24 protein-coding genes are annotated in these 23132 nt (G+C 66.5%); 20 read left to right on the top strand and 4 right to left on the bottom strand.

Features of this window, described 5'->3' with window-relative positions:
- Positions 1–444 carry a hypothetical protein gene (locus V3328_RS14995; RefSeq protein ID WP_340330500.1) on the bottom strand — a complete coding sequence of 148 codons (444 nt, stop codon included), beginning with the start codon at positions 442–444 and terminating at the stop codon, positions 1–3.
- 179 nt (positions 445–623) lie between these two features.
- On the opposite strand from V3328_RS14995, the gene V3328_RS14990 reads away from it, so the two are divergent.
- The 7 genes from V3328_RS14990 (at position 624) to V3328_RS14960 (ending at position 7209) form a co-directional block, all read left to right on the top strand.
- On the top strand, positions 624–1145 hold the full coding sequence (locus tag V3328_RS14990; RefSeq protein WP_340330499.1) for a glycine cleavage system transcriptional repressor: 522 nt from the start codon (positions 624–626) through the stop codon (positions 1143–1145).
- Positions 1146–1248: 103 nt separating this feature from the next.
- Entirely contained in the window at positions 1249–2073 is an 825-nt protein-coding gene (locus V3328_RS14985) for a class I SAM-dependent methyltransferase (RefSeq protein ID WP_340330498.1), read from the top strand.
- Between the two features lie 145 nt (positions 2074–2218).
- The gene (locus tag V3328_RS14980; protein WP_340330497.1) at positions 2219–3145 is read left to right on the top strand and encodes an ABC transporter ATP-binding protein; all 927 of its coding nucleotides are present in this window, start codon (positions 2219–2221) and stop codon (positions 3143–3145) included.
- A complete protein-coding gene (locus tag V3328_RS14975; protein ID WP_340330496.1) occupies positions 3142–3903 on the top strand; it encodes an ABC transporter permease in 762 nt (253 codons plus the stop codon). The genes V3328_RS14980 and V3328_RS14975 overlap by 4 nt, the downstream gene beginning before the upstream one ends.
- A gap of 12 nt (positions 3904–3915) precedes the next feature.
- Positions 3916–4560, top strand: coding sequence for an FMN-binding negative transcriptional regulator (locus tag V3328_RS14970; RefSeq protein ID WP_340330495.1), 645 nt, complete (start codon positions 3916–3918; stop codon positions 4558–4560).
- A gap of 129 nt (positions 4561–4689) precedes the next feature.
- Positions 4690–6198, top strand: coding sequence for an IMP dehydrogenase (gene guaB, locus V3328_RS14965; protein WP_340330494.1), 1509 nt, complete (start codon positions 4690–4692; stop codon positions 6196–6198).
- 42 nt (positions 6199–6240) lie between these two features.
- A complete protein-coding gene (locus tag V3328_RS14960; RefSeq protein ID WP_340330493.1) occupies positions 6241–7209 on the top strand; it encodes a D-2-hydroxyacid dehydrogenase in 969 nt (322 codons plus the stop codon).
- 35 nt (positions 7210–7244) lie between these two features.
- Here the strand turns inward: V3328_RS14960 and V3328_RS14955 are convergent, their stop codons facing one another.
- The gene (locus tag V3328_RS14955; protein ID WP_340330492.1) at positions 7245–8123 is read right to left on the bottom strand and encodes an alpha/beta fold hydrolase; all 879 of its coding nucleotides are present in this window, start codon (positions 8121–8123) and stop codon (positions 7245–7247) included.
- Positions 8124–8294: 171 nt separating this feature from the next.
- Between V3328_RS14955 and V3328_RS14950 the strand changes: the two genes are divergently transcribed.
- Both V3328_RS14950 and V3328_RS14945 read left to right on the top strand, forming a co-directional pair.
- Positions 8295–8726, top strand: coding sequence for an MAPEG family protein (locus tag V3328_RS14950; protein ID WP_340330491.1), 432 nt, complete (start codon positions 8295–8297; stop codon positions 8724–8726).
- Positions 8723–10030 (top strand): RsmB/NOP family class I SAM-dependent RNA methyltransferase, encoded by a 1308-nt coding sequence (locus V3328_RS14945; protein WP_340330490.1) that lies wholly within the window; start codon positions 8723–8725, stop codon positions 10028–10030. The genes V3328_RS14950 and V3328_RS14945 overlap by 4 nt, the downstream gene beginning before the upstream one ends.
- A 22-nt stretch (positions 10031–10052) precedes the next feature.
- Here the strand turns inward: V3328_RS14945 and V3328_RS14940 are convergent, their stop codons facing one another.
- Both V3328_RS14940 and V3328_RS14935 read right to left on the bottom strand, forming a co-directional pair.
- Entirely contained in the window at positions 10053–10247 is a 195-nt protein-coding gene (locus V3328_RS14940) for a hypothetical protein (RefSeq protein WP_340330489.1), read from the bottom strand.
- 124 nt (positions 10248–10371) lie between these two features.
- The gene (locus V3328_RS14935; protein ID WP_340330488.1) at positions 10372–10554 is read right to left on the bottom strand and encodes a hypothetical protein; all 183 of its coding nucleotides are present in this window, start codon (positions 10552–10554) and stop codon (positions 10372–10374) included.
- 139 nt (positions 10555–10693) lie between these two features.
- On the opposite strand from V3328_RS14935, the gene guaA reads away from it, so the two are divergent.
- From guaA to V3328_RS14880, 11 genes are all read left to right on the top strand, one after another.
- Positions 10694–12268 (top strand): glutamine-hydrolyzing GMP synthase, encoded by a 1575-nt coding sequence (gene guaA, locus V3328_RS14930; protein ID WP_340330487.1) that lies wholly within the window; start codon positions 10694–10696, stop codon positions 12266–12268.
- A 176-nt stretch (positions 12269–12444) separates the two neighbouring features.
- Entirely contained in the window at positions 12445–13020 is a 576-nt protein-coding gene (locus V3328_RS14925; protein ID WP_340330486.1) for a helix-turn-helix domain-containing protein, read from the top strand.
- A gap of 20 nt (positions 13021–13040) precedes the next feature.
- Positions 13041–15155, top strand: a complete 2115-nt coding sequence (locus V3328_RS14920) for a hydantoinase/oxoprolinase family protein (RefSeq protein ID WP_340330485.1) — start codon at positions 13041–13043, stop codon at positions 15153–15155.
- A 5-nt stretch (positions 15156–15160) separates the two neighbouring features.
- Positions 15161–16972 carry a hydantoinase B/oxoprolinase family protein gene (locus tag V3328_RS14915; RefSeq protein ID WP_340330484.1) on the top strand — a complete coding sequence of 604 codons (1812 nt, stop codon included), beginning with the start codon at positions 15161–15163 and terminating at the stop codon, positions 16970–16972.
- Positions 16969–17259: an acetone carboxylase subunit gamma gene (locus V3328_RS14910; RefSeq protein ID WP_340330483.1), complete on the top strand. Its 291-nt coding sequence runs from the start codon at positions 16969–16971 to the stop codon at positions 17257–17259. The genes V3328_RS14915 and V3328_RS14910 overlap by 4 nt, the downstream gene beginning before the upstream one ends.
- Before the next feature lie 4 nt (positions 17260–17263).
- On the top strand, positions 17264–17869 hold the full coding sequence (locus tag V3328_RS14905) for a helix-turn-helix domain-containing protein (RefSeq protein WP_340330482.1): 606 nt from the start codon (positions 17264–17266) through the stop codon (positions 17867–17869).
- Between the two features lie 14 nt (positions 17870–17883).
- Positions 17884–18555 carry an isochorismatase family protein gene (locus V3328_RS14900; RefSeq protein WP_340330481.1) on the top strand — a complete coding sequence of 224 codons (672 nt, stop codon included), beginning with the start codon at positions 17884–17886 and terminating at the stop codon, positions 18553–18555.
- A 66-nt stretch (positions 18556–18621) separates the two neighbouring features.
- Complete coding sequence (locus V3328_RS14895; protein ID WP_340330480.1) at positions 18622–19578, top strand: BMP family protein; 957 nt, start codon at positions 18622–18624, stop codon at positions 19576–19578.
- A gap of 6 nt (positions 19579–19584) precedes the next feature.
- Positions 19585–21168, top strand: coding sequence for an ABC transporter ATP-binding protein (locus tag V3328_RS14890; protein ID WP_340330479.1), 1584 nt, complete (start codon positions 19585–19587; stop codon positions 21166–21168).
- Positions 21165–22199: an ABC transporter permease gene (locus tag V3328_RS14885; RefSeq protein WP_340330478.1), complete on the top strand. Its 1035-nt coding sequence runs from the start codon at positions 21165–21167 to the stop codon at positions 22197–22199. The genes V3328_RS14890 and V3328_RS14885 overlap by 4 nt, the downstream gene beginning before the upstream one ends.
- A complete protein-coding gene (locus tag V3328_RS14880) occupies positions 22192–23121 on the top strand; it encodes an ABC transporter permease (RefSeq protein ID WP_340330477.1) in 930 nt (309 codons plus the stop codon). Before V3328_RS14885 ends, V3328_RS14880 begins: the two co-directional genes overlap by 8 nt.
- Positions 23122–23132 lie beyond the last annotated feature (11 nt).

Below are 23132 nucleotides of genomic sequence, written 5' to 3'. Positions count from 1 at the left end.
TCAGCGCTTCAGCGTGATGCTGAGGCCTTCGAGGTTCAGAGACGCATCCACGCCCATCTGTACGCCGGCGACCTCGAGAGTTACGCCCTTGCTGTTGACCATCACAGCCGCCTTGGCACCGGCAGCGACCGCCAGGCCGGCGCCGGCCGCCGAATAGACGCCCTCGATGTCCTGCGGCGAATTGATGTTCCTGACGGTCCCCCGAAGGTTCACCGCCGACAGCGAAATCTGCCATCCCGCGCTCAGGCCGCCGATCGACAGGGGATAGTTCTGGCCGTTGAACGTCAGCGTGCCCTTGCCTCCCGTGCCACCCACGATGAACGCTGCCTTGAGCAGTTCCATCGATATCTGGCCGGTTGCAGCGTAAGCGGCCGTCGTTCCAGCTACGACGCCGGTCACCATCAGAAAAGCACTCGCAAGTGCAATGAGCTTTTTGCGTATCACCTTGAATCTCCCTAGTAGGATGCGGCCGCGAACAGCCCGCTTCTGTCCAACCTGATGATAACAGATCAGATAACATGCTGCTGTACAATCGGGATTCCGATCTGCAGGCGACTTGACAGGGACGGCCGCTCCTGACCGGATACCCAGCGCTGACACGGAGCGAAGAGGACTGGTCGCACATGTCCGCCGAAGTGGTATTGAGCATCGTGGCGCGGGACCGCCCGGGTCTCGTCCAGACGCTCGCCGAAAGGGTTGCCGCGCATGACGGCAACTGGATCGACAGCGCCATGGCGCGGCTCGGCGGAGAGTTCGCCGGGATAGTGCGGATCTCGCTTCCCGACGACGGGGTTGCCGGTCTCCGGTCGGACCTGTCGGCGCTGGCCGAGCGCGGCATTGCCGTCACCATGCATGCCGCAGGGGAGGCGAACGACGTACCCGGCCGCCCTGCGCGCTTCGAACTCACGGGCAGCGATCACCCCGGTATCGTCCGCGATATCTCGGCTGCGCTTGCCCGGCACGGGGTCAGTATCGACGAACTGGAGACCCGGGTATTTCCCGGAAGCATGTCCGGCGAGAAGCTGTTCTCGGCGGAGGCACGGATCATCCTCCCCGAAGGCTTGAGTGCCGATGATCTGCGCGGCGAGCTCGAAGCGATCGCGCAGGACATCATGGTCGAGGTCGAATTCAAGGAAGTCGAGTAGCTGTCGGTCCGCTTGGACTGCGCCGGTTGACGGCGTGCCGGGGGCGTTCCGAACGAAGATGGTGGCCGTTCCTGCGGCCGGTACGCTGGTGCGAGGAACTGCCGTGATCGACCTGAAGACCTTCTATGACGAGCATCCGATCAACGAGACCGAGATCCTCGACAAGCTCGCCGCTGACGGCATACCGGAGTCGGCTGTCGGGCCGGAACATCTGTCGCGCTACGATCAGGATCACTACGGCGGCCTTGCTGCCACGGACGCGCTTGTGGATATCCTCGGCATCGAGGCGGACATGCGGGTTCTCGATATCTGCTCGGGCATGGGTGGAACGAGCCGGTATCTCGCCTATCGCTATGGTGCCAGCGTGGTCGGCATCGACCTGAACGAGTCCCGAGTTGCCGGCGCGCGCCGGCTCACCGGCTTGGTCGACCTGGACCACATGGTCACGTTTCAGGTCGGAGATGCCGCAGATCTCGATTTCCCGGAGGCCTCTTTCGACCGGGCCATATGCCAGGAAGCCTTCCTGCACGTAGCGGACAAGGAAGCGGCGATCGGCGGCTGTCACCGTGTCCTCAAATCGGGCGGGGGCTTCGGCTTTACCGACTGGATCGCCACCGACCGGCTCGACGAGCGCGCCCGCAGCATATTCGCGGAAACGTTCGCTGCACCGCGCTCGATCGGCCTGGCCGAATACGGAGCCCTGCTGGAGGCCGCAGGTTTCGTCCACGTTCAGGCGAGGGACCTGTCGGCGGAGTGGAAAGGGATTCTGACGGAGCGACTCGAGATGTTCCGCTCGTTGGAGAAGGAAACGGTTAGCCGTTTCGGTCAGGACCGCTTCGACACCTATATCCGCAACTACGAGTTCTTTGTGCAGCAGATTGACGCCGGTGCGCTGGGTGGTGGCCGTTTCGGCGCCTGGAAGCCCTAGCCGGCATCTCCTTAAGACGGTCGATTGCATCAGGCGCGTCGCGGCTGCGCACTGGAAACTTGCCTATGCATGCACTAAGTGCGACGCCACCATCCCCCACGTCAGCGACCGGCCCACGCTCCCTCTCCCAACGCTCCTTCGTCCCATGTCCCCGATCATCACCATCGCCGATCTATCGAAGACCTACGCCACCGGCTTTGAGGCGCTCAAGCACGTCACGCTCGAAATCGAATCGGGCGAGATATTCGCGCTGCTCGGGCCGAACGGAGCTGGCAAGACGACGCTGATCAGCATCGTCTGCGGCCTCGTCAACGCCAGCCAGGGACGCGTGACCGTCGGCGGCCACGATATCGTCCGCAATTACCGCGCGGCCCGCAAGATGATCGGCCTGGTGCCGCAGGAACTGACGACGGATGCGTTCGAATCGGTGTGGGCGACCGTCAATCTGAGCCGCGGGTTGTTCGGCAAGCGGCGCGATCCTGCGCTCGTCGAGGACATCCTCAGGCGCCTGTCGCTGTGGGACAAGAAGGATTCCAAGATCATCACGCTGTCCGGCGGCATGAAACGACGGGTGATGATCGCCAAGGCCCTGGCGCACGAACCTCAGATCCTGTTCCTCGACGAGCCCACCGCCGGGGTCGACGTGGAGCTGCGCCGGGACATGTGGAACCTGGTGCGCAAGCTCCGGTCGGACGGGGTGACCATCATCCTGACCACCCATTACATCGACGAGGCCGAGGAGATGGCCGACCGCATCGGCGTCATCAACAGGGGCGAGCTCGTCCTTGTCGAAGACAAGGCCGAACTGATGCGCAAACTCGGCAAGAAACAGCTGACCCTGCAGCTTCTCCAGCCGCTGGACGCGATTCCCGGATCCCTGTCATCCTACGGCCTGGAATTGTCCGACGACGGTGGCGAACTGACCTATTCCTACGACACGCAGGCCGAGCGCACCGGCATCACGGCGCTCCTGCGTGATCTGGCGGACGCCGAGATCCGGTTCCGCGACCTGCGGACCCGGCAGAGTTCCCTTGAGGAAATCTTCGTGAACCTGGTGAGTGACGCGAAATGAATCTTCCAGCCATCCGCGCGATCTACTTCTACGAGATGCATCGTACCTGGCGCACTCTGCTGCAGAGCGTCGTCTCGCCGGTGATCTCAACGGCGCTGTATTTCGTGGTGTTCGGTGCCGCGATCGGGTCGCGGATCACGGAGATCGATGGGGTCAGCTACGGCACGTTCATCGTGCCCGGCCTGATCATGCTGTCGCTCTTGACCCAGTCGATCACCAACGCCGCCTTCGGCATCTATTTTCCGAAGTTCGTCGGAACGATCTACGAGGTTCTTTCGGCGCCGGTGTCTTACCTGGAGATCGTCATCGCCTATGTCGGGGCGGCGGCCACGAAGTCGATCATCCTGGCGCTGATCATTCTGGCGACGGCGACCCTGTTCGTGCCGCTGCAAATCGCCCATCCGGTCTGGATGGTCGTGTTCATGGTGCTGACGGCGTTCACGTTTTCCCTGTTCGGCTTCATCATCGGCATCTGGGCCGACAGCTTCGAGCAGCTTCAGATCATCCCGCTTCTGATCGTCACGCCGCTCGCCTTCCTGGGCGGCAGCTTCTACTCGATCTCCATGCTGCCGCCGCTGTGGCAGACGATTTCTCTCTTCAATCCGGTGGTCTATCTTGTCTCCGGCTTCCGGTGGAGTTTCTTCGGGCTTTCGGACGTCGGCGTCGGGATCAGCCTGGTCATGACGCTTGTCTTCCTCGGCCTGTGCCTTGCCGTCGTCGCCTGGATATTCCGGACGGGATATCGCCTGAGAACGTGAGGAGACGTCGCCATGTATCAGCCGCCGCAGTTCCGGGAGGACCGGCTGGACATCCAGCACGAACTGATCCGTTGCCATCCGCTCGGACTGCTCGTGACGGCCGGCCCGAACGGGTTGATGGCCAATCCCGTCCCGTTCCTGGTCGATCCCGGCCTGTCGGAGAAGGGCACCTTGCGGGCGCACCTGTCGCGGGCCAACGAGCAGTGGCGCGAACTGGCGGAAGTCGACGAGTGTCTGGTGGTCTTTCAGGGACCGCAGAACTACGTGACGCCGTCCTGGTATGCGACGAAGCAGGAAACCGGCAAGGTGGTGCCGACCTGGAACTACGCGACCGTCCACGCCTGGGGCCGGCCCCTCGTAAGGGACGACGCCGTGTGGCTGAGACGGCAGATCGAAGAGCTGACGAATTCGCGGGAGCACGCACGGAGCCAGCCCTGGGCCGTCGGTGATGCGCCTGACGCCTTTGTCGCTGCGCAGATCCGCGGCATCGTCGGCGTCGAGATCCCGATCGCCCGCATCGAAGGCAAGTGGAAGGTCAGCCAGAACCGTCCGGAGGCCGACCGCCGCGGCGTCTGGCAAGGCTACCTGGGCGAGGGCGCGGCCGGCGAGGCGATGGCCGAACTGGTGCGGCAGCGGGGCGGGTTGGGCGAGAGCTGATCTTGCCCGCTTCCCAGCCCGTCATCTCCGTGCTAATGACCCCCGCCAATCTTTTCCCTCTGACCGCGATTCGCCGGCTGGGGCCTTCAGAGCCCGTCCGCGCCGCCTTCGCATTTCCGGGAGTTGGCGATGACTGATTTCGACACCTTGGCCTCTCATCCGGCTCTGGGCCAGGTGGCGCTCACCTTCGACGACGTCCTGCTCAAGCCCGCCCATTCAACCGTGATGCCCGGCGAGGTCGATACGGCCACCCGGCTGACCAGGTCGATTTCCCTGAATATCCCGATCCTGTCGTCCGCCATGGACACCGTCACCGAGTCGCGGCTCGCCATCGCCATGGCACAGGCCGGCGGCATCGGTGTGGTCCACAGGAACCTCGATCCCGACCAGCAGGCCGAGGAGGTTCGCCAGGTCAAGAAGTTCGAATCCGGCATGGTGGTGAATCCGGTCACCATCACGCCGCAGGAAACCCTTGCGGATGCTCTCGCCACCATGAACCGGTATGGCATCTCGGGCATTCCCGTCGTCGAACGCGCCGCCACTGGCGAGCAGAAGCGGCTGGTCGGCATCCTCACCAACCGGGACGTCCGCTTCGCCTCCAATCCCGACCAGCCGGTCTTCGAGCTGATGACCAAGGAAAACCTGGTGACCGTGCGCGACACGGTGAGCCAGGAGGAAGCCAAGCGACTGCTGCATCAGCATCGCATCGAGAAGTTGCTGGTGGTCGACGAGGACTATCGCTGCGTCGGCCTCGTCACCGTCAAGGACATCGAGAAGGCCCGCCTGCACCCCAATGCGGTGAAGGACGAGCAGGGCCGGCTGCGCGTCGCGGCGGCGACATCCGTCGGCGATGAGGGGTTCGCCCGGTCGGAACGGCTCATCGATGCGGGCGTCGACGTGGTGGTGGTCGACACGGCGCACGGCCATTCGCAGCGGGTGCTCGATTCCGTCAACCGCATCAAGCAACTCTCCAATGCGGTACAGGTCGTCGCCGGCAACGTGGCCACCGGCGAGGGGACCCAGGCCCTGATCGATGCGGGCGCCGATGCGATCAAGGTGGGGATCGGCCCGGGCTCGATCTGCACGACCCGCATTGTCGCCGGGGTCGGCGTGCCGCAGCTATCGGCGATCCTCGAAGCCGTCGAGGTTGCCCGCAAGGCCGACGTGCCGGTGATCGCCGACGGCGGCATCAAGTACTCCGGCGATCTGGCAAAGGCGATCGCTGCGGGTGCCGAATGCGCCATGGTGGGATCCCTGTTCGCGGGCACCGATGAAAGCCCCGGTGAGGTATTCCTATACCAGGGGCGCTCGTACAAGTCCTATCGCGGGATGGGATCGGTCGGCGCGATGGCACGCGGATCTGCCGACCGCTACTTCCAGCAGGAGGTGAAGGACACGCTGAAGCTCGTCCCGGAAGGGGTAGAGGGGCAGGTGCCCTACCGCGGCCCGCTCGCCAGCGTTCTGCACCAGCTCGTTGGCGGCCTGAGGGCGGCGATGGGCTATACCGGTTCGGCCTCGATCAGGGATTTCCACGAGCGCGCCCAGTTCTTGCGCATCTCGCCGTCCGCGCTCAAGGAAAGCCACGCGCACGACGTTTCCATCACCCGCGAAAGCCCCAACTACCCGGGCGGTGCGTGAACTTCACCCGGCAACGACGCTTGCCCCCGGACAGGCAGACGGATGATCCCTCCCAAGGATGAACTGACGATCTGCTTCGCCCATCCGGCCTACAACCTCCAGGCGTTCTTCGAGCGGAGGGAGACCGGCATTGCAAGCTTTCAGGTGCGCACCGGCGACGCACTTGCCGCACGCATTTCCGAGGCCGATGTGGTTGTCGTTTCCGGACTTTGGCGGGAGGCGTTTCTGGAGAATGCTCGGCGCCTGCAGTTCATCCAGTCGGTCGCGGCGGGCACCGACATGTTCGACAGGGACAGTCTGTCCGCCCGCGGCATACGCCTGGCAAGCGCCCGCGGCGTCAATTCCCGTGCCGTCTCCGACCATGCCATGGGCCTGATCCTGGCGCTGGTGCGCAAGCTTCCCGAGGCCCGCGACAACCAATCGAGGCACGTGTGGCGCGGGATGGGAAAGGATTTGAGCGAGCGCGAGGACGATCTCGGCGACAAGACGCTGCTTGTCGTCGGTCTCGGCGCCATCGGCAATCGCATCGCGAAACTGGCGAAGGCCTTCGACATGCGGGTCATCGGAGTGCGGCGCGACGTCTCCGGCGGGAAGGGGGACGCGGATTCGGTGCACGCGCTGGGGGAACTCGACGCGCTGCTGCCGCAAGCCGACTTCGTGGTGCTCGCCTGTCCGTTGACCGAAGCGACGGCGAACATCATCAACGAGCGGACGCTCGCGGCGATGAAGGAAACCGCTTTCCTCGTCAACGTGGCGCGCGGCGGCTGCGTGCACGAGCAGGCGCTCGCCGCGGCGCTGAAGGATGGGCGGATCGCCGGCGCCGCCGTCGATGTCGCCGTCGACGAGCCCCTTGCCGGGATTTCGCCGCTCTGGGACCTGCCGAACCTCTTCATCACCCCGCATACCGGCGGCGAGACGCATCGGTACGAAGACAACGTTCTGGACATCCTTCAGGAAAACCTGAAGCGCCTGTGGGCTGGCGAAGAGACACTGTACAATCAGGTCGTCTGATACCCGCGACCGCCGTCCGGACGACGTGTCTGCGGCTACGTCGTCCGCATCACGTCGCCCGCCGTTGCCATGTCCCGCTTGGTCCAGCGCCCGTGCTCGACCTGCGCCAGGAAGTCTGCGACGAGGGCGTTGAACGCCGCCGGCTCCTCGAGGTTCACCGTGTGGCCGGTCTTGGGCAGCACGGCGAGACCGCAGGCGGGAATGGTGCTCTTCAAGAACAGGCCCGGCCGCAGGCAGTGATCGTCCTCGTCGCCGACGATCAGCAGCACCGGCACGTTCAGTGCGGCAAACTGCTCCTCGAAATCGTAGAGGGAGGGGCGTTCCGCCTGGTATCCGCGCATCGTATTGGCGGAGCCGGTCGCCGAATGCTCCGCGAGCATTCGGAAGAACTCCTCGAAGCCGCGCGGATCCTTCTCGCGCAGCGTCTGCCGGGCCGCCGCGCTGCTGTAGACCTCGGCAAACGCCGCCATCCCTTTCGTCTCGATCATTGTGGCGACGTCGCGGGCCTCGCGCCGAAACCGATCATGATAGTCCGGGTCGGACCCGACGCCGGCGCCGGCCGCCACCAGGGAGCGGGCGCGGTCCGGATGGTTCAGTCCGAAGTGCAGCGTCGCGAATCCGCCCATTGACAGGCCGACGATATGCGCCGTCTCGATCCCCAGGCCGTCCATCACGTCGCGGATGTCGTCGACGACGCGCGCCTGGGAGTACTTGTCGACGTCTTCCGGCACGTCGGAAGGGGCATATCCCCGCGCCGCGTAGGTGATGCAGCGGTAGCGGCGGGACAGGAACCGCACCTGCGGCTCCCAGCTTCGGTGGTCCCCGGCATATTCGTGGACGAACACGATCGGATCGCCGCTGCCGGTGTCCTCTGTATGGAGTTTGGTTCCGTCGCTGGTGGTGATCGTCGGCATCGCGTTTCCTTCCCGTGGCGGTTGCTGTGCATATCGCCAAGACCCGAACCCGGGCGTCAACCCGTCGCATCGGGCCTTATCATCATGTTGACCGCGGCGGGGCGACGTGGTCAGCAGAGGGCCAGAGATTCGATCGACAGTTCTACGGCACAGCCGGGATCGGAATTGCCCATGCCGCTCAACACCGCGCTCATCATGCTGGCGATGCTGGCCCAGATGGCGCTCACCTTCATCGTCTATATCGTAATGGTCACAGGCCGCTTCGCCGCCGTGCGGTCGCGCGAGATGCGCGCCGCGCAGTATATTCTGGTCGAGGGAGAGCCAGCGCGGCTCGCCAGGGTCACCAACAGCCTGCGCAACCAGTTCGAGCTGCCGGTGATCTTCTACGCCCTGGTGCTCATGTTCGTGGCGATCAATCGCGTCACCATCCTGGATGTCCTTCTCGCCTGGGCCTTTGTGGCGGCGCGGATCGTCCACGTGACGCTGCACATACGCAGCGACAACGTGCTGCTGCGGTCGCGGATCTTCGGGCTCGGTCTGGTGGTCGTCGTGTTGCTGGCCCTTCACGGTGCCGTCATCGTCGCTGCGGAAGCCTTCCTATGAAGCATGGAGGCATCGTTGCGGCGGCGATCGAGGTAATCGCCGACATCGAGACCCGGCACCGACCGGCTGCCGGCGCGCTGAAGGACTGGGGCGTCGCCCATCGCTTCGCCGGATCGGGTGACCGCGCGGCGATCGGCAACCTGGTCTTCGATGCCCTGCGCCAGCGCGCCTCCATTGCCTGGCGGATGGGCGACGACAGTCCCCGGGCGCTCGCGCTCGGCGCGTACGGGTTCTGCTGGAATGTCGACGTGGAGCGGCTGGAGGTCGCCTTTGCCGCCGACCGTCACGCACCGGCGCCGCCGACCGATCGCGAGCGTAGCGCACTCAGGCTGGCGACGCTCGACGATGCGCCTGACTGGGTTCGCGGCGACTATCCCGAATGGCTGGACGGCCGCTTCAAGGAGGTGTTCGGCGCGGAGGCGGCGGCGGAGGGCGCTGCGCTGGCCGAACGGGCACCGGTGGACCTGCGCGTCAACACGCTGAAGGCGACGCGCGACAAGGTGGCGAAGGCGCTTGCGCGGCTCGAACCCGCCGGAACGCCGCTGTCCGCCACGGGCCTGCGCATAGCCTCGGGACGCGGCCCGGCACGCCAGCCGCATGTCGAGGCCGAAGCCGGCTATCGGAAGGGGTGGTTCGAACTCCAGGACGAAGGCTCCCAACTTGCCGCCGCACTGGCCGGGGCCGCGCCGGGAGGGCAGGTCGCCGATATCTGCGCAGGGGCGGGGGGCAAGACCCTGGCGATTGCCGCGCTCATGGCCAACAAGGGACAGATCTACGCCTGGGATGCCGATCGCCATCGCCTGGCGGGCATCTACGAACGCCTGCAGCGTGCAGGCGTCCGGAACGCGCAGGTGCGCGAGGCAGGAGATGCGGCGGTCCTTTCAGATCTGAACGGCAGGATGGACGTGGTGCTGGTCGATGCGCCGTGCACCGGAACAGGCGTCTGGCGCCGCCGCCCCGATACGAAGTGGCGTGTCGGCGAGAAGGCTCTGGAGGAACGGAAGGCCCAGCAGGCCGAGACGCTCCGCCTCGCCGCGCCGCTGGTGAAGCCCGGCGGCCGCCTCGTCTATGTGACGTGTTCGGTTCTCGCGGAGGAGAACGACGGGCAGGTGGCGTCATTCCTTGCCGCCAACGCCGGGTTTGCTGCGGCGGGGATCGCTGACCTCCTCGCAGCAGCAGGGCTTGACGAACCGGCTGCCGCCCGGTTGGCGGACCCGGCACTGGCGACATCGCACGGACTGCAGATGTCGCCACGCCGGACGCAGACCGACGGTTTCTACGTCGCCGGCCTGATCCGGTCGTGAGGATGCCGCCTGCCGCGGTGCGTCAGCACTGCGAGGGAGCGGGAATGCGCTGGCAGCCGAGCCCCGGGCCGTAACCACCGTCGCGATACGGATTGGCGTAGTGGACCGATGTGCTGTAGCTCCACCCCGAGCCCGTCGAGGTGCAGGATGGACCGGCGCCCGCGATCACGGTGGCCGCGATGGCCATTGCGGTCAAAGCCCGGATCATCAGACGCATGGAACTCTCCCGTCTCCTGGTATGCTTTCAGCCTGCTATACCAACGAAGGCGGGCGGAGTCTCGCCTCTCTTCCCGGCCGATACGCCGCCTGTGAATTCAGGAAGGTTGGTCTCGCCCGCAAGCTCAGCACTGCGAGGGTGGCGGGACGCGGGCACAGGCGGGCGCGGACTGCTGGACGACGTCGGCGCCGAGGCCGAGGATGCCAGGGCCGGCGAAGTTCGTTGCGGCACGGCTGGCCGGCGCGGCGAACGCTACTGCTGCGAGCGCAATTGTGACGACGGCTAGTCCGGTGGTGATCGATTTCATTTCAAGCCTCTTCTCTGTCCGCCCGTGCAGCGGAACGTAGTCGGTCCCCCTGCAAACTTCGAGGGGAAAAGCGCGGCGGCCGGCAACACGAGGGTGTGAGCGGCTGGACTCGACTCGATGGCCGAATTATTAGCTCGCCATGACGGAACATTCCCACGACCGCGTACTCATCGTCGACTTCGGCAGCCAGGTCACCCAGCTCATCGCGAGGCGGGTGCGCGAGGCCGGCGTCTACTGCGAGATCCATCCTTTCCAGTCAGCCGCCGAGGCGTTCGACGCGCTTCGCCCGAAGGGCGTCATCCTCTCCGGAGGGCCGGCCTCGGTGCTCGACCATGACGCACCCTCGGCCCCACCGATGGTGTTCGAGACGGGACTGCCGGTGCTCGGCATCTGCTACGGCCAGCAGACCACGGCGCAGCAACTCGGCGGCACCGTGGAAGGGGGCCATCCGGCCGAATTCGGCCGCGCCTTCGTCGAGATCCACGAGCCGTCCGCCCTCTATGACGGCATCTGGTCCGTCGGCGAGCGTCATCAGGTCTGGATGAGCCACGGCGACCGTGTCACGCGGCTGCCGGACGGCTTCGCCGTGCGGGCGACGTCGCCCAACGCGCCGTTCGCCATCGCGACCGACGAGGAGCGCCGGATCTACACGACGATGTTCCATCCCGAGGTCTACCATACTCCGGACGGCGCCAAGCTCCTGAAGCACTTCGTCGTCGACATCTGCGGCTGCCGGCCCGACTGGACGATGGCCGCCTTCCGCGAGGAGGCGATCGGACGGATCAGGGAGCAGGTCGGCGACGGGCGGGTGATCTGCGGCCTGTCCGGCGGCGTCGATTCCGCCGTCGCCGCGGTGCTGATCCACGAGGCGATCGGCGACCAGCTGACCTGCATCCTGGTCGACCACGGGCTGATGCGGATGAACGAGGCCAGGGAAGTGGTCGACCTGTTCCGCGGCCACTACAACATCCCGCTGATCGACGTCGACGCGTCCGACACCTTCATCTCCGCGCTCGAGGGAGTGTCGGACCCCGAGCGCAAGCGCAAGATCATCGGCTCGCTATTCATCGACGTGTTCCAGGAAGAAGCCGGCAGGATCGGCACGGACGGCAAGGGCGAGCCGCAGTTCCTGGCGCAGGGCACGCTCTATCCGGACGTCATCGAGTCGGTCTCCTTCACCGGTGGCCCTTCCGTCACCATCAAGTCGCACCACAACGTGGGCGGCCTGCCGGAGCGGATGAACCTGAAGCTGGTCGAGCCGCTGCGGGAGCTGTTCAAGGACGAGGTGCGGGCGCTCGGCCGCGAGCTCGGCCTGCCCGACGCCTTCGTCGGCCGCCATCCGTTTCCGGGCCCCGGCCTCGCCATCCGCTGCCCCGGCGGCATCACCCGCGAGAAGCTGGAGATCCTGCGCAAGGCCGACGCGATCTATCTCGACGAGATCCGCAAGGCCGGCCTCTACGATGCGATCTGGCAGGCCTTCGCCGTCCTGCTGCCCGTCCAGACCGTCGGCGTGATGGGCGACGGGCGCACCTACGACTTCGTCTGCGCCCTGCGCGCGGTGACCTCCGTCGACGGAATGACCGCCGATTTCTTCCACTACGACATGGATTTCCTCGGCGCCGCCGCGACCCGCATCATCAACGAGGTCAAGGGCATCAACCGCGTCGTCTACGACGTGACCTCGAAGCCGCCCGGGACCATCGAGTGGGAGTGATCTCCGCCGCTCGTCGGCACGATCGCAAGGGCTGCGTCCCGTAGTGCTGATTCTCGCATGCCGGCGAGAAGGCATGCCGGTGCGTCGGACGTCGCCGCGGCCGCCTCCCCATTGACACGCCGTTTCACTTACGACCATAAATGAGAAGAAAGTGAAATGTCGCGCGTGTGAGGGGCATGGCAGTCCGACATCCACCACTCTTTGGTCCGAGGGAGCTGCGCCGGATCGGGCATCAGGTTCGCCAGTCGCGCGAGCGTGAGAGAATGACGCAGAACCAGCTCGCCAACGCCGCGGGCATTTCTCCGAGGGCCATTCGCGAGCTGGAGGCGGGCCGGTCGAATCCCGCCCTGGCGACCATGGTCGCCATCGTCGACTCGCTCGGGCTGACATTGGACGAACTGGTCGAGGCCGCCCGGTCGGCGCCGCCGGGGCCGGATATCACCCGCGCAGCCGACGTGGGCGAGGGCGAGACGCCTCTGGTGCGCACCCTGCACGAGCCCCGGATGAATTCGCGGATGTACCGTCCGGGCGATGCCGCCTCCGACATCCCGCATCCCGCAAATGCCGTCTTCTATCATGTGCTCAAGGGCGCGATCGCCGTCGACGTGGCGGGCGAGTCGATCACCCTACTGCGGGGCGACAGCCTGCACATCGAAGCCGGCGTCGAGGGACACTGGCGTGCCCGCGACGGCAAGAGCCAGATTCTCGTGGTGGAAGCGGCCGGCACCGCCGGACGCGCAACGCAAGACTGAACACAAGGATACCCGGCCGGATGGCGGAAACCACTTATCTCGTGGCAACGGACGTCGGTGGCACCTGCACCGATACGATCATCGTGTCGTCGGATGGGGACATCCATATCGGCAAGGCCCTGTCGACACCGCCCGATTTCGCCACGGGCGTCCTGAACTCCATCCGCTCGGCAGTCGACGTGATGGACCTGTCGCTGGACCACGTGCTGGGAAAGACCACGCTGTTCATGCACGGCTCCACCGTCGCCGACAACACGTTGCTGACAAGGGACGGCGCCCGCACGGGCCTCATCGCCACGGATGGGTTCGAAGACACGCTGATGGTCACGCGCGGCGCCTATGGCCGCTGGTCGGGGCTGACCGAAGACGGCATCAAGAACCCCGTCATGACCACCCGGGCCGAGCCGCTGGTCAGCAGCGATCTCGTCGCCGGGGTGCGGGAGCGGGTCGACAGCGATGGCGACGTGGTCGAGCCGATCGATCTTGCCGGCGCCGAGCGCGCGGTGCGTTTCCTGATCGAGGACAAGCAGGTCGAGGCGGTCGCGGTATCCTTCCTGTGGTCGTTCTTCAATCCCGACCACGAGCGCGCCGTGCGCGACCTCATCAACCGGATCTCGCCGAATACCTACGTGACGATCTCGAGCGACATCGCACCGGTGCCGGGCGAGTACGAGCGCACCTCGACGACCGTCATCAACGCCTATGCCGGGCGCATCGCCCGCGACTACCTGAATGACCTGGAGGCGCTTTTGCGCGACCACGGCTACCAGGGACAGACCATGGTGATGCAGGGCTACGGCGGCCTGCTGCCGGTGCGCGAGGCCGCGGACCGGGTGGTCGGCATGATCGAATGCGGGCCGGCCGCCGGCGTCATCGGGGCGAAGTTCCTCGGCGACATGATGGGCGACGCCGACATCATCGCCGCCGACATGGGTGGCACCACTTTCAAGGTCGGGGTGATCCAGAACGGCGAGATCGAGTTCGCCCGCGAACCGCTTGTCGACCGCTTCCACTATGTGGCGCCGAAGATTGATGTCGTTTCAATTGGCGCCGGTGGTGGCAGCATCGTCCAGCTCGACCCGAAGACCAGGATGCCGACGGTCGGCCCGCGATCGGCCGGCTCGCGTCCCGGGCCGGTGTGCTACGGCCTGGGCGCCACCGAGCCGACCCTCACCGACGTCATGCTGCTCATCGGCTACATGGATCCGGGCTATTTCCTGCGGGGATCGATGTCGCTCGATGCCGAGGGCGCCCGTCGGGTCTTCGACGAGAAGATCGCACGGCCGCTCGGCACCTCCGTGGAGGAGGCCGCGATCGGAATCTATCGCATCGCCGCTGCGCAGATCACCGACCTGATCCGCAGGATCACCGTGGAGCGCGGCCTCGATCCGCGGGAGTTCGTCTTGCATTCCTTCGGCGGTTCCTGCGGCATGCTGGCCTCCGCCTTCGGCGACGAGTTGCAGGTTCGCCGGATCGTCATTCCCTACACGGCGTCGGTGAACTGCGCGTTCGGACTGGTCACGGCCGACGTCCGGCATGAGTACTCGACCACCACCACGCTTCCGGCCGAGGCCTCGCCCGAGGAGGTCAACGCGATTTTCGCGCCGCTGGTCGAGCAGGCCCGGTCGCAGCTTGCCTCGGAGGGCTTCCCGGAAGACCGCATCGCCCTCACCTGGTCGGTGGATCTGCGCTATCGCCGGCAGGTCCATGAGGTGACGACGCCGGTGCGCGCGCAGACGCCGCTCGACCAGGCCGGGCTCGACGGCCTGATCGAGGATTTCGAAAGCCTCTACGAGCGCAAGTTCGGCAAGGGCTCTGCCTATCGCGAGGCAGGCGTCGAGATGACCATGTTCAGGCTTACCGCCAGCGGAAGGATCGAACGTCCCAGGCTGCCGACGGTGGCGGAAGGCGCAGCCGGCTCGGACGCCGCGAAGATCGGCCGTCGCCGGATCTTCTCCGAGAGGCACGGCGAACTGGTGGAGGCCGACATCTTCGACTTCACCCGGCTCGAACCCGGCAATCGGCTGATGGGGCCGGCGGTCATCCACACGCCGATCACCACCATCGCCGTGCAGGCGGGGCAGACGGCCCGGATGGACGGCTACCGCAACATCGTGCTCGAGCTGGAGGAGTGACCGCAATGGACCCGATGACGTTCTCGATCATCCGGCACAGGCTGTTTCGCATCGTCGACGAGGCGGTGATCACCCTGAAGCACGTCTCCGGCAGCGCCATCACCAACGAGGGCCACGACCTGATGGTCTCGCTCTACCGGGCGGACGGGTCGCTGCTGATGGGCGGCGTCGGCTTCCTGCATCACCTGACCAGCGCTGCCGAGGCGTGCAAGTCGATCATCCGCCGCTTCGAGGGACGCATCCGCGAAGGCGACGTCTTCCTGCTCAACGATCCCTACACGGCGGCGCTGCATACCTCCGACATCTACCTTGTGGCGCCGATCCACCACGACGGCGAACTGGTCGCCTGGAGCGCCTGTTTCGTCCACGTCTACGACATCGGCGCGATGAACCCCGGCGGCTTCAGCCCGCAGTCGCCCGACATCTTCACGGAGGGCTTTTCCTCCCCGGGCATCAAGATCGTCGACCAGGGCGAACTCGTACACGACGTGCTGGACACGATGCTGAACATGGTCCGATCGCCGGAGATGGTGACGCTCGACCTGCGCTCGATGATCGCCTGCAACAACGTGGCGCGCGAACGCATGCAGGCGCTGATCGCGAAGTACGGTCCAGAGACCGTCGACGCGGCCGGATCGGAGCTGATCCGGCAGTCCGAGGACCTGTTCCGCGCCCGGCTGAAGGAACTGCCGGACGGCGAATGGCAGTCGCGGCAGTATCTGGACGTCGACGGCGAGACCGCCGTGGTGCGGCTGACGATGACCAAGACGGACGACCGGCTGGTCTTCGACTTCACCGGGTCGAGCCCGCAGAGCCGCTACGCCATCAACTGCACGAAGTGGGCCTCGCTGGGCGGCCTGTTCGCGCCGCTGTTTCCGCTGTTGTGCTACGACATCACCTGGAACGAGGGCGTCATCGAGCCGGTCGAGATGATCGCGCCGGAGGGCTCGATCGTGAACTGCACGCGGCCGGCGCCGGTTTCGGTTGCCACAGTTGCCGCCATCCAGTCGGTCAACAACGCCGCTTGCGCGACGATCGGCAAGATGCTGGCGGCGAGCGAGAAATACCGCTCGCAGGCCACGGCCGTTTGGCACGCCAACCACTTCGCCATCTTCAAGTTCGGCCGCAACCAGAAGGGCGGCCAGTCGATCGGCATCCTCACGGAAACCTTCGCCGGCGCCGGCGGCGCCCGGTCGTTCGGCGACGGCGTCGAGATCGGCGGCGAAATTCCCAACCCGATCTCGCGTATGGCCAATGTCGAGACCGTGGAGGCGAACTTCCCCGTGCGCTACCTGTTCCGCAAGCGGATGATCGATTCCGGCGGCCCCGGCGAATGGCGCGGCGGCACCGGCGGCGAACTGGCGATCGTGCCGCACAAGGCGCCGGACGGCGGCATCCACTACGTGATCTCCGGCAAGGGCGCGCGGCACCCGATGAGCGACGGGCTGGCCGGCGGCTATCCCGGCGCCCCGAACCGCTACCTGTGGATCAGGCACGGCGAGGAGCCGGCCGAGGACGATGCCGTCGACGAGCGTCTGTCCGGCCGTGCCGAGCCGGTCTCCTGGGGCGTGTATCCCCTGATGGGCAAGGACGCCCTGTACGTGCGCTGGAACGGTGGCGGCGGCTATGGCGATCCGCTGGTGCGCGGACCCGAGCGTGTCGCGGCCGACGTTGTCGAAGGACTTGTCAGCCGGACCGCGGCGGAGGAGATCTACGGCGTCGCGCTGACCGAGGCGGGCGCGGTGGACGAGGCGGCGACGGACCGCCTGCGGCGTGCACGGATCGCCGGGCGGCTCGGCGGGGAGCAGATGTCATGAGCGCAAACCGGCCCTATTCGGCGACCATCGATCGTGTCGCCGGGACGAATGGAGAGACCCTGGTGTGCCGCTCCTGCGGCCACGGCCTCGGACCCGCCGACGCGGTCTGGAAGGAGGCCGCACGGCTTGAGGAAGGTCCGCTGCGCGAGACGGGCGGCGCCGTCTTCGAGGCCACCGATCCGAAGCTTCTGCTGCGGCGCTTCTATTGCCCCGGATGCGGCGTCGCGCTGGATACGGAGACGGCACTGGAGGGCGAGCCCTTCCTGGTCGACCGGGTGCGGGGCTAGGCGCATGTCCGAGACCGGGCAGACGGACTCGGCGAAGACGGCGGCCAGGGCCGCCGACACGCTCGGTCTGCGACTCCGGCAGCTGCGGCAGGACCAGGAAATGAGCATCGCGGCTCTGGCGAAACGCTCCGGAGTCCCGGCCAGTACGATCAGCAAGATCGAGAACGGCCTGCTGAAGCCGAGCCTCGTCAACGCCATCAATCTGGCCACGGCGCTGGATGCCAACCTCGGCTTCCTGCTCGACCGCACCAGGACCCGGCACGCCCGCTACTCCGTCGTCCGCCGCAACCAGCGCGGACGGCGGTCCTTCCCGGAAATGGCGCTGGTGCTGGAGGATCTGAGCAGCGGCTTTGTGCCCGGCCTGCTCGAGTCCCGCATCGGCACGATCGGGCCGGGATCCCATTCGGGCGAGGAATACATGACCCATCCCGGCGAGGAACTGGCGCATGTGCTGGCGGGGCGTTTGACCTACGACATCGACGGATCGGTCGTGGAGATCGGGCAGGGCGACTCCCTGCACTTCGGATCGGATACGCCGCACCGCTGGTACAATGACGGCGACGCGCCCGCCGAAGTTCTCTGGGTCTTCTCGGACGGGCTCTCATTTTAGCGAAGGACTTGGGAATGATCAGTCAGCACATAATCGATCGGGTGGTGGCGCGGCGCGGTCGGCTGCACCTGTTCGATACACTCGATGCGGCGCGCACCGCGATGGTCGTGATCGACATGCAGAAGACCTTCTGCGAACCCGGCGCGCCGGCCGAGGTGCCGGGCTCGCGCGATATCGTCGATACCATCAACCGGCTTGCCGAGGGCCTGCGCCGCGCCGGCGGCACGGTGATCTGGTGCACGCACGCCAATATCGGAACGGGAACCGGCAGCGACTGGCGCAACTTCTTCGACTACTTCGTCGCCGACGACGTCCGCTCCAGGACCATCGAGAGCCTGTCGCCGGGCGGCTCCGGCCAGGACATCTGGCCGGATCTGAAGGTCGAGGACGGTGACATCAGGCTGTTCAAGAACCGCTACAGCGCCCTCGTGCCTGGGTCCTCGCAGCTCGAGCGCGTGCTGCGCAGCCTCGACATCGACACGCTGCTGATCTGCGGCACCAAGACGAACGTGTGCTGTGAATCCACGGCCCGCGACGCGATGATGATGGACTTCAAGGTGGTGATGGTCTCCGACGGCACCGCGGCGCTGTCGGACGCCGAGCACCAGGCCACGCTGGAGAACATCATCCAGCAGTTCGGCGACGTCATGTCGACCGACGAGATACTGGAGAGACTGAACCGCTGACACCGCCCGGCACCCGTCATCAAGACCAACAATCAGGCGGCACCGAACCAGAAAAGGGGAACTGACATGTGGAAACTGATTGCAGGGACGGCACTCGCCGTCGTCATGGTGGCGTCGTCCGCCCAGGCCGAGACGAAGCGGGTGGCCCTGGTGCTGCCCGGGCCGATCACCGACGGCACCTTCAACTCCGCCGCCAACAAGGGCATCGAGGCCGCCAAGGCGAAATACGACATCGAGGTCGCGGTCCGCGAGAACACCGACTTCGCCCAGATCCAGGATGTTCTCCGCTCCTATGCGGAGGAGGGCTATGACATGGTCATCGGCCACGGCTTCCAGTTCGCCGAGCCGGTCATGGAGATCCATTCCGAATATCCCGACACCTGGTTCGTGGTGAACACCGCCCAGGTCGCCGCCGAACCCAACGTGGCCTCCTTCGACAACCGCTGGGGCGATGCGGGCTACATGGCCGGTGCCGTCGCCGCGCTCTACTCCAAGAGCGGCAAGATCGGCCACATCGGCGCGATCCCGGTGCCGGTGATCGAGGACTACAATCTCGGCTTCGAGCGCGGCGCCAAGAGGATGCGGCCCGACACCGAGGTGCTGTCGGCCTATGTCGGCTCCTTCTCCGACATCGCCCGCGGCGCCGAGATCACCACGTCGCAGATCGAGCAGGGCGCCGATGTCGTCACTTCGACCGGCAACGAGAACGTGGTCGGCACCATCCAGGCAGCCCAGAAGGCCGGCGTGCTGGCGATCGGCACCGCCTTCGACAGTCACGCCATGGCGCCCGAGACGATCGTCACGACGGCGCTGATCAACATGGACGTCAACATCGACCTGGCGGTCGGCAAGCTGATGGACGGTACGCTGAAGCCGGAAACCTACGTGCTGGGCCTGGACGAGGGCGGCATCGGGCTTGCGCCGCTGCGCGAGTTCGAGGGCCAGATCTCGGCGGAGGACAAGGCGCGCATCGATGCCCTCGTGGAAGACATCCGCGCGGGCAAGATCGACGACCTGCCCTGATTGGCCGTGGCGGGAAGTGAAACCCCCGCGCCGCTTGTCGCGCTTCGCGGCGTGACAAAGCGGTTCGGGGAGGTTGTTGCCAATAACACCGTCGACATCGAGATCGGCCGGGGCGAAGTCGTCGCCCTGGTCGGGGAAAACGGGGCCGGCAAGTCGACCATCGTCAACATGCTGTCCGGCGTCTTCCCGCCTGACGAGGGCCGTATCGAGATCGACGGCGCAGCGGCCCGCTTCACCTCTCCCGGCGACGCCGTCGCGGCGGGCATCGGCGTCGTGCACCAGCACTACATGCTGGTGCCGACCCTGTCGGCCCTGGACAACCTGGCCCTCCAGGCCAGCGAGATCGGCCTTGGCAGGATCGACCGCGCCGCGCTTGGCCGCCGGGCCGGCGAGGTGGCCGAACGGCTCGGCTTCAGTTTCGAACGGAACCAGCGCATCGACAGTCTCGACGTCGCCCACCAGCAGCGCATCGAGATCATCAAGGCACTGATGCACGACGTACGGCTGCTGGTGCTCGACGAGCCGACGGCCGTGCTGGGCGCCGAGGACAAGGCGCGCCTGTTCGAGACGATCCGGGAGCTCCGCTCGCGCGGCGTCTCGGTGGTGCTGATCACCCACAAGCTCGACGATGTCTTCGCGGTGGCGGACCGCGCCGTGATCCTGCGCAACGGTGCGGTCGCGGCGATGCTCGCCGTGGAAGGCCTTGCGCCGGAAATCGTCGTGCGTCACATGGTCGGGTCCGGCGACGCGCCGGCGGTCGCAGGGCTTGCGGCGCCTCAGGGTGACGATGACGGCCCTATCGCAGTGCCAGAAGAACATGCCGCGCAGGTCGTCTGCCGGGTACGCGACGTGACGCTGCATCGCCCCAACGGGTCGGTCGCTGTGGCCGGCCTGTCGTTCGATCTGCGCGCAGGCGAGATCGTCGCCGTCGCCGGTGTCGACGGCAACGGCCAGGGCGAATTCGTGCGATGCATGGCCGGCATGGAACGGCCGGCCGCAGGAACGATCGAATGCTTCGGGCTGACCTCGGACCGCCGCGACTGGACGGCGGCGCGGCTCAGGCGGCACGGTGTCAGCCACATTCCCGAGGACCGCCGGCGGTCCGGCATCGTCGCCGACATGAGCCTGGCGAAGAACTACCTGCTCAGCCATCTCGACCGCTCCGACTTCTCCCGCTTCGGCCTGCTCAGGAACAGGCGTCTGTCCGAGGTCGTCGCCGACCGGCTCGTGCGCTACGGCGTGCGGGCGCGCGGCAGCGGCGATCGGATGGGGAACCTGTCCGGCGGCAACCAGCAGAAGGTCGTGCTGGCGCGCGAACTCGACGGCGATCCGCATCTCATTCTCGCCGCCCATCCGTCGCGCGGCCTCGATCTGAAGACCATCGATTTCGTGCACACCGTGCTCGGAGAGGCGAGGGCGGCCGGCAAGGCCGTCCTGCTGCTGTCCTCCGACATCGACGAGATCCTCGCGCTCGCCGACCGTATCGTGGTGTTCGCCTCGGGCCGGTCGTTCGGGCCGGCGCGCCGCGAAGATGTCGACCGCCGCACCATCGGCGGTTGGATCGCCGGACACGCGGACCTGCCGGCATGACGGCGGGCCTCCGCATGCCGGCTCTTGCCGCCGTTGCCTTTCTGGTGCTGATGGTCGTCGCGCTGATCCTGCTCGCCGGCGCCGATCCTGCCAGCCTGGCCTACGGCGTTGTCGAACGTGCGCTGTTCACCCGGGCCGGACTGCTGGAGGCGCTGCTGCGCACCATCCCGCTGACGCTGATGGGGCTGGGTATCGCGATCGCCTTCAAGGCGCGCGTCTTCAACATCGGCATGGACGGCCAGCTGATCGCCGGCAGCGTCCTGGCGGTGCTCGCCGCGCCAATGCTGCCATCCAACGTCCTCGGAATCGTCCTTTTCCTGGCGCTCGGGTTCGCCGGCGGGGCGATATGGGGCGGCGTCGCCGGGGTGATCAAGGCGCGCTTCGGCGGCAACGAGATCATCGCGACGATCATGCTGAACTACGTGGCCGTGCAGATGCTGTCATGGCTCGTGCGCGGTCCGTTGCAGGAAAAGATGCGGATCATTCCGCGCTCGGATGCGATCGACCAGGCGTTGCGGCTGCCGGTGATCTTCGACGGTACGCGAATCCATGCCGGTCTGATCGTCGCCGTGCTGGCGGTGGTGGTGACCGCGCTGGTGCTGATGCGCGGACGGTTCGGCTACCGGCTTGCGGTGGTCGGATCCAACGAGCACGCCGCCCGGTATGCCGGCATCAGTCCCGCGCGCATGGCCGCCGTGGTGCTGGTGTTGTCCGGTGCACTGGCGGGACTTGCCGGCGCGGTTGAGGTGGCGGGGCTGTACGGGCGCCTGCAGGAGGGCTTCGCGCCGGGATTCGGGATCGCGGCGATCGCGGTTGCGCTGGTCGCCCGGCTCAATCCGCTGCTCGTGCCGGTGTCGGCCTTCGGCTTCTCGCTGCTTTACGCCGGCCTCGGTGCACTGGCGCGCAACGGTGTCGTGCCGTTCCCGCTGATCAATATCCTGGAGGGTACCATCATCCTGGTTTTCCTGGCCGGCAGCGTCGCGCTGAGCCGCGGGTCCGGCCGCATGAAGGAGGCTGTCGCGGATGGATGAGGCGCTGTTCCTGAGCGGACTGCTGGCTGCGGGCATCCGGCTGGCCGCTCCCATCGCGCTCGCGGCGATCGGCGAAACCCTCTCCGAGCGCGCCGGCGTGATAAATGTCGGCATCGAGGGGATCATGCTGGTCGGGGCCTTCGTCGCGGTGCTGTTTGCCGTCCAGTCGGGCAATCCCTGGATCGGTCTTGCGTGCGCGGTGCTCGCCGGCGTGGCGATGGGCGCGCTGCACGCCTATTTCGTCGTCCGGCTCAAGGTCGAGCAGATCGTCACCGGCATCGCGGTGCTGTTTCTCGGCCTCGGCCTGTCGGGATACGGCTACCGGCTGACGCTGGGCGAGGCGGGGACGGCGGTCAAGGTTCCCGGCTTCCGCGAGCTCGATATCCTCGGGCTCGCCGACATCCCGCTGGTCGGGCCGATCCTGTTCGGGCAGCACGCGCTCGTCTATATCGCCGTCGCCGCGGCGCTGCTGATGGCCTACTTGTTCCGTGCGACCCGGCTCGGCGTCATCATCAAGGCCGTCGGCGAGACCCCGGTTGCCGCCGATGCCGTCGGCATCGACGTGGACCGGGTCCGCTTTCTCTGCGTGATGGTCGCCGGCGGGTTCGCCGGGGCCGGTGGCGCCTATCTTTCGACCGCCCACCTGTGGGGTTTCGTCGAGAACATGACCGCCGGACGCGGCTTTCTGGCGATCGCCTGCGTGGTCTTCGCGCGCTGGAACCCGATGCTGGCCGTTCTGGTGGCGCTGGTGTTCGGCATCGCAGACGCCGCACAGATCAGGCTGCAGTCGATCTTCCCGGCGGTGCCCTACCAGTTCTTCGTCATCGTGCCGTATGTCGTCGCGATCGTCTCGCTGGCGGTGGGCTCGCGCAGCAGCCGCATGCCGGCAGCCCTAGGGATTCCCTTCGCCAGGCCGCGCTGAGCCGCCTCCCC

Source organism: Microbaculum marinum, from assembly GCF_037855135.1.
Taxonomy (GTDB): domain Bacteria; phylum Pseudomonadota; class Alphaproteobacteria; order Rhizobiales; family Tepidamorphaceae; genus Microbaculum; species Microbaculum marinum.
Note: the sequence above shows the minus strand (reverse complement) of the source record. Positions and strands in the feature narration are given on the sequence as shown.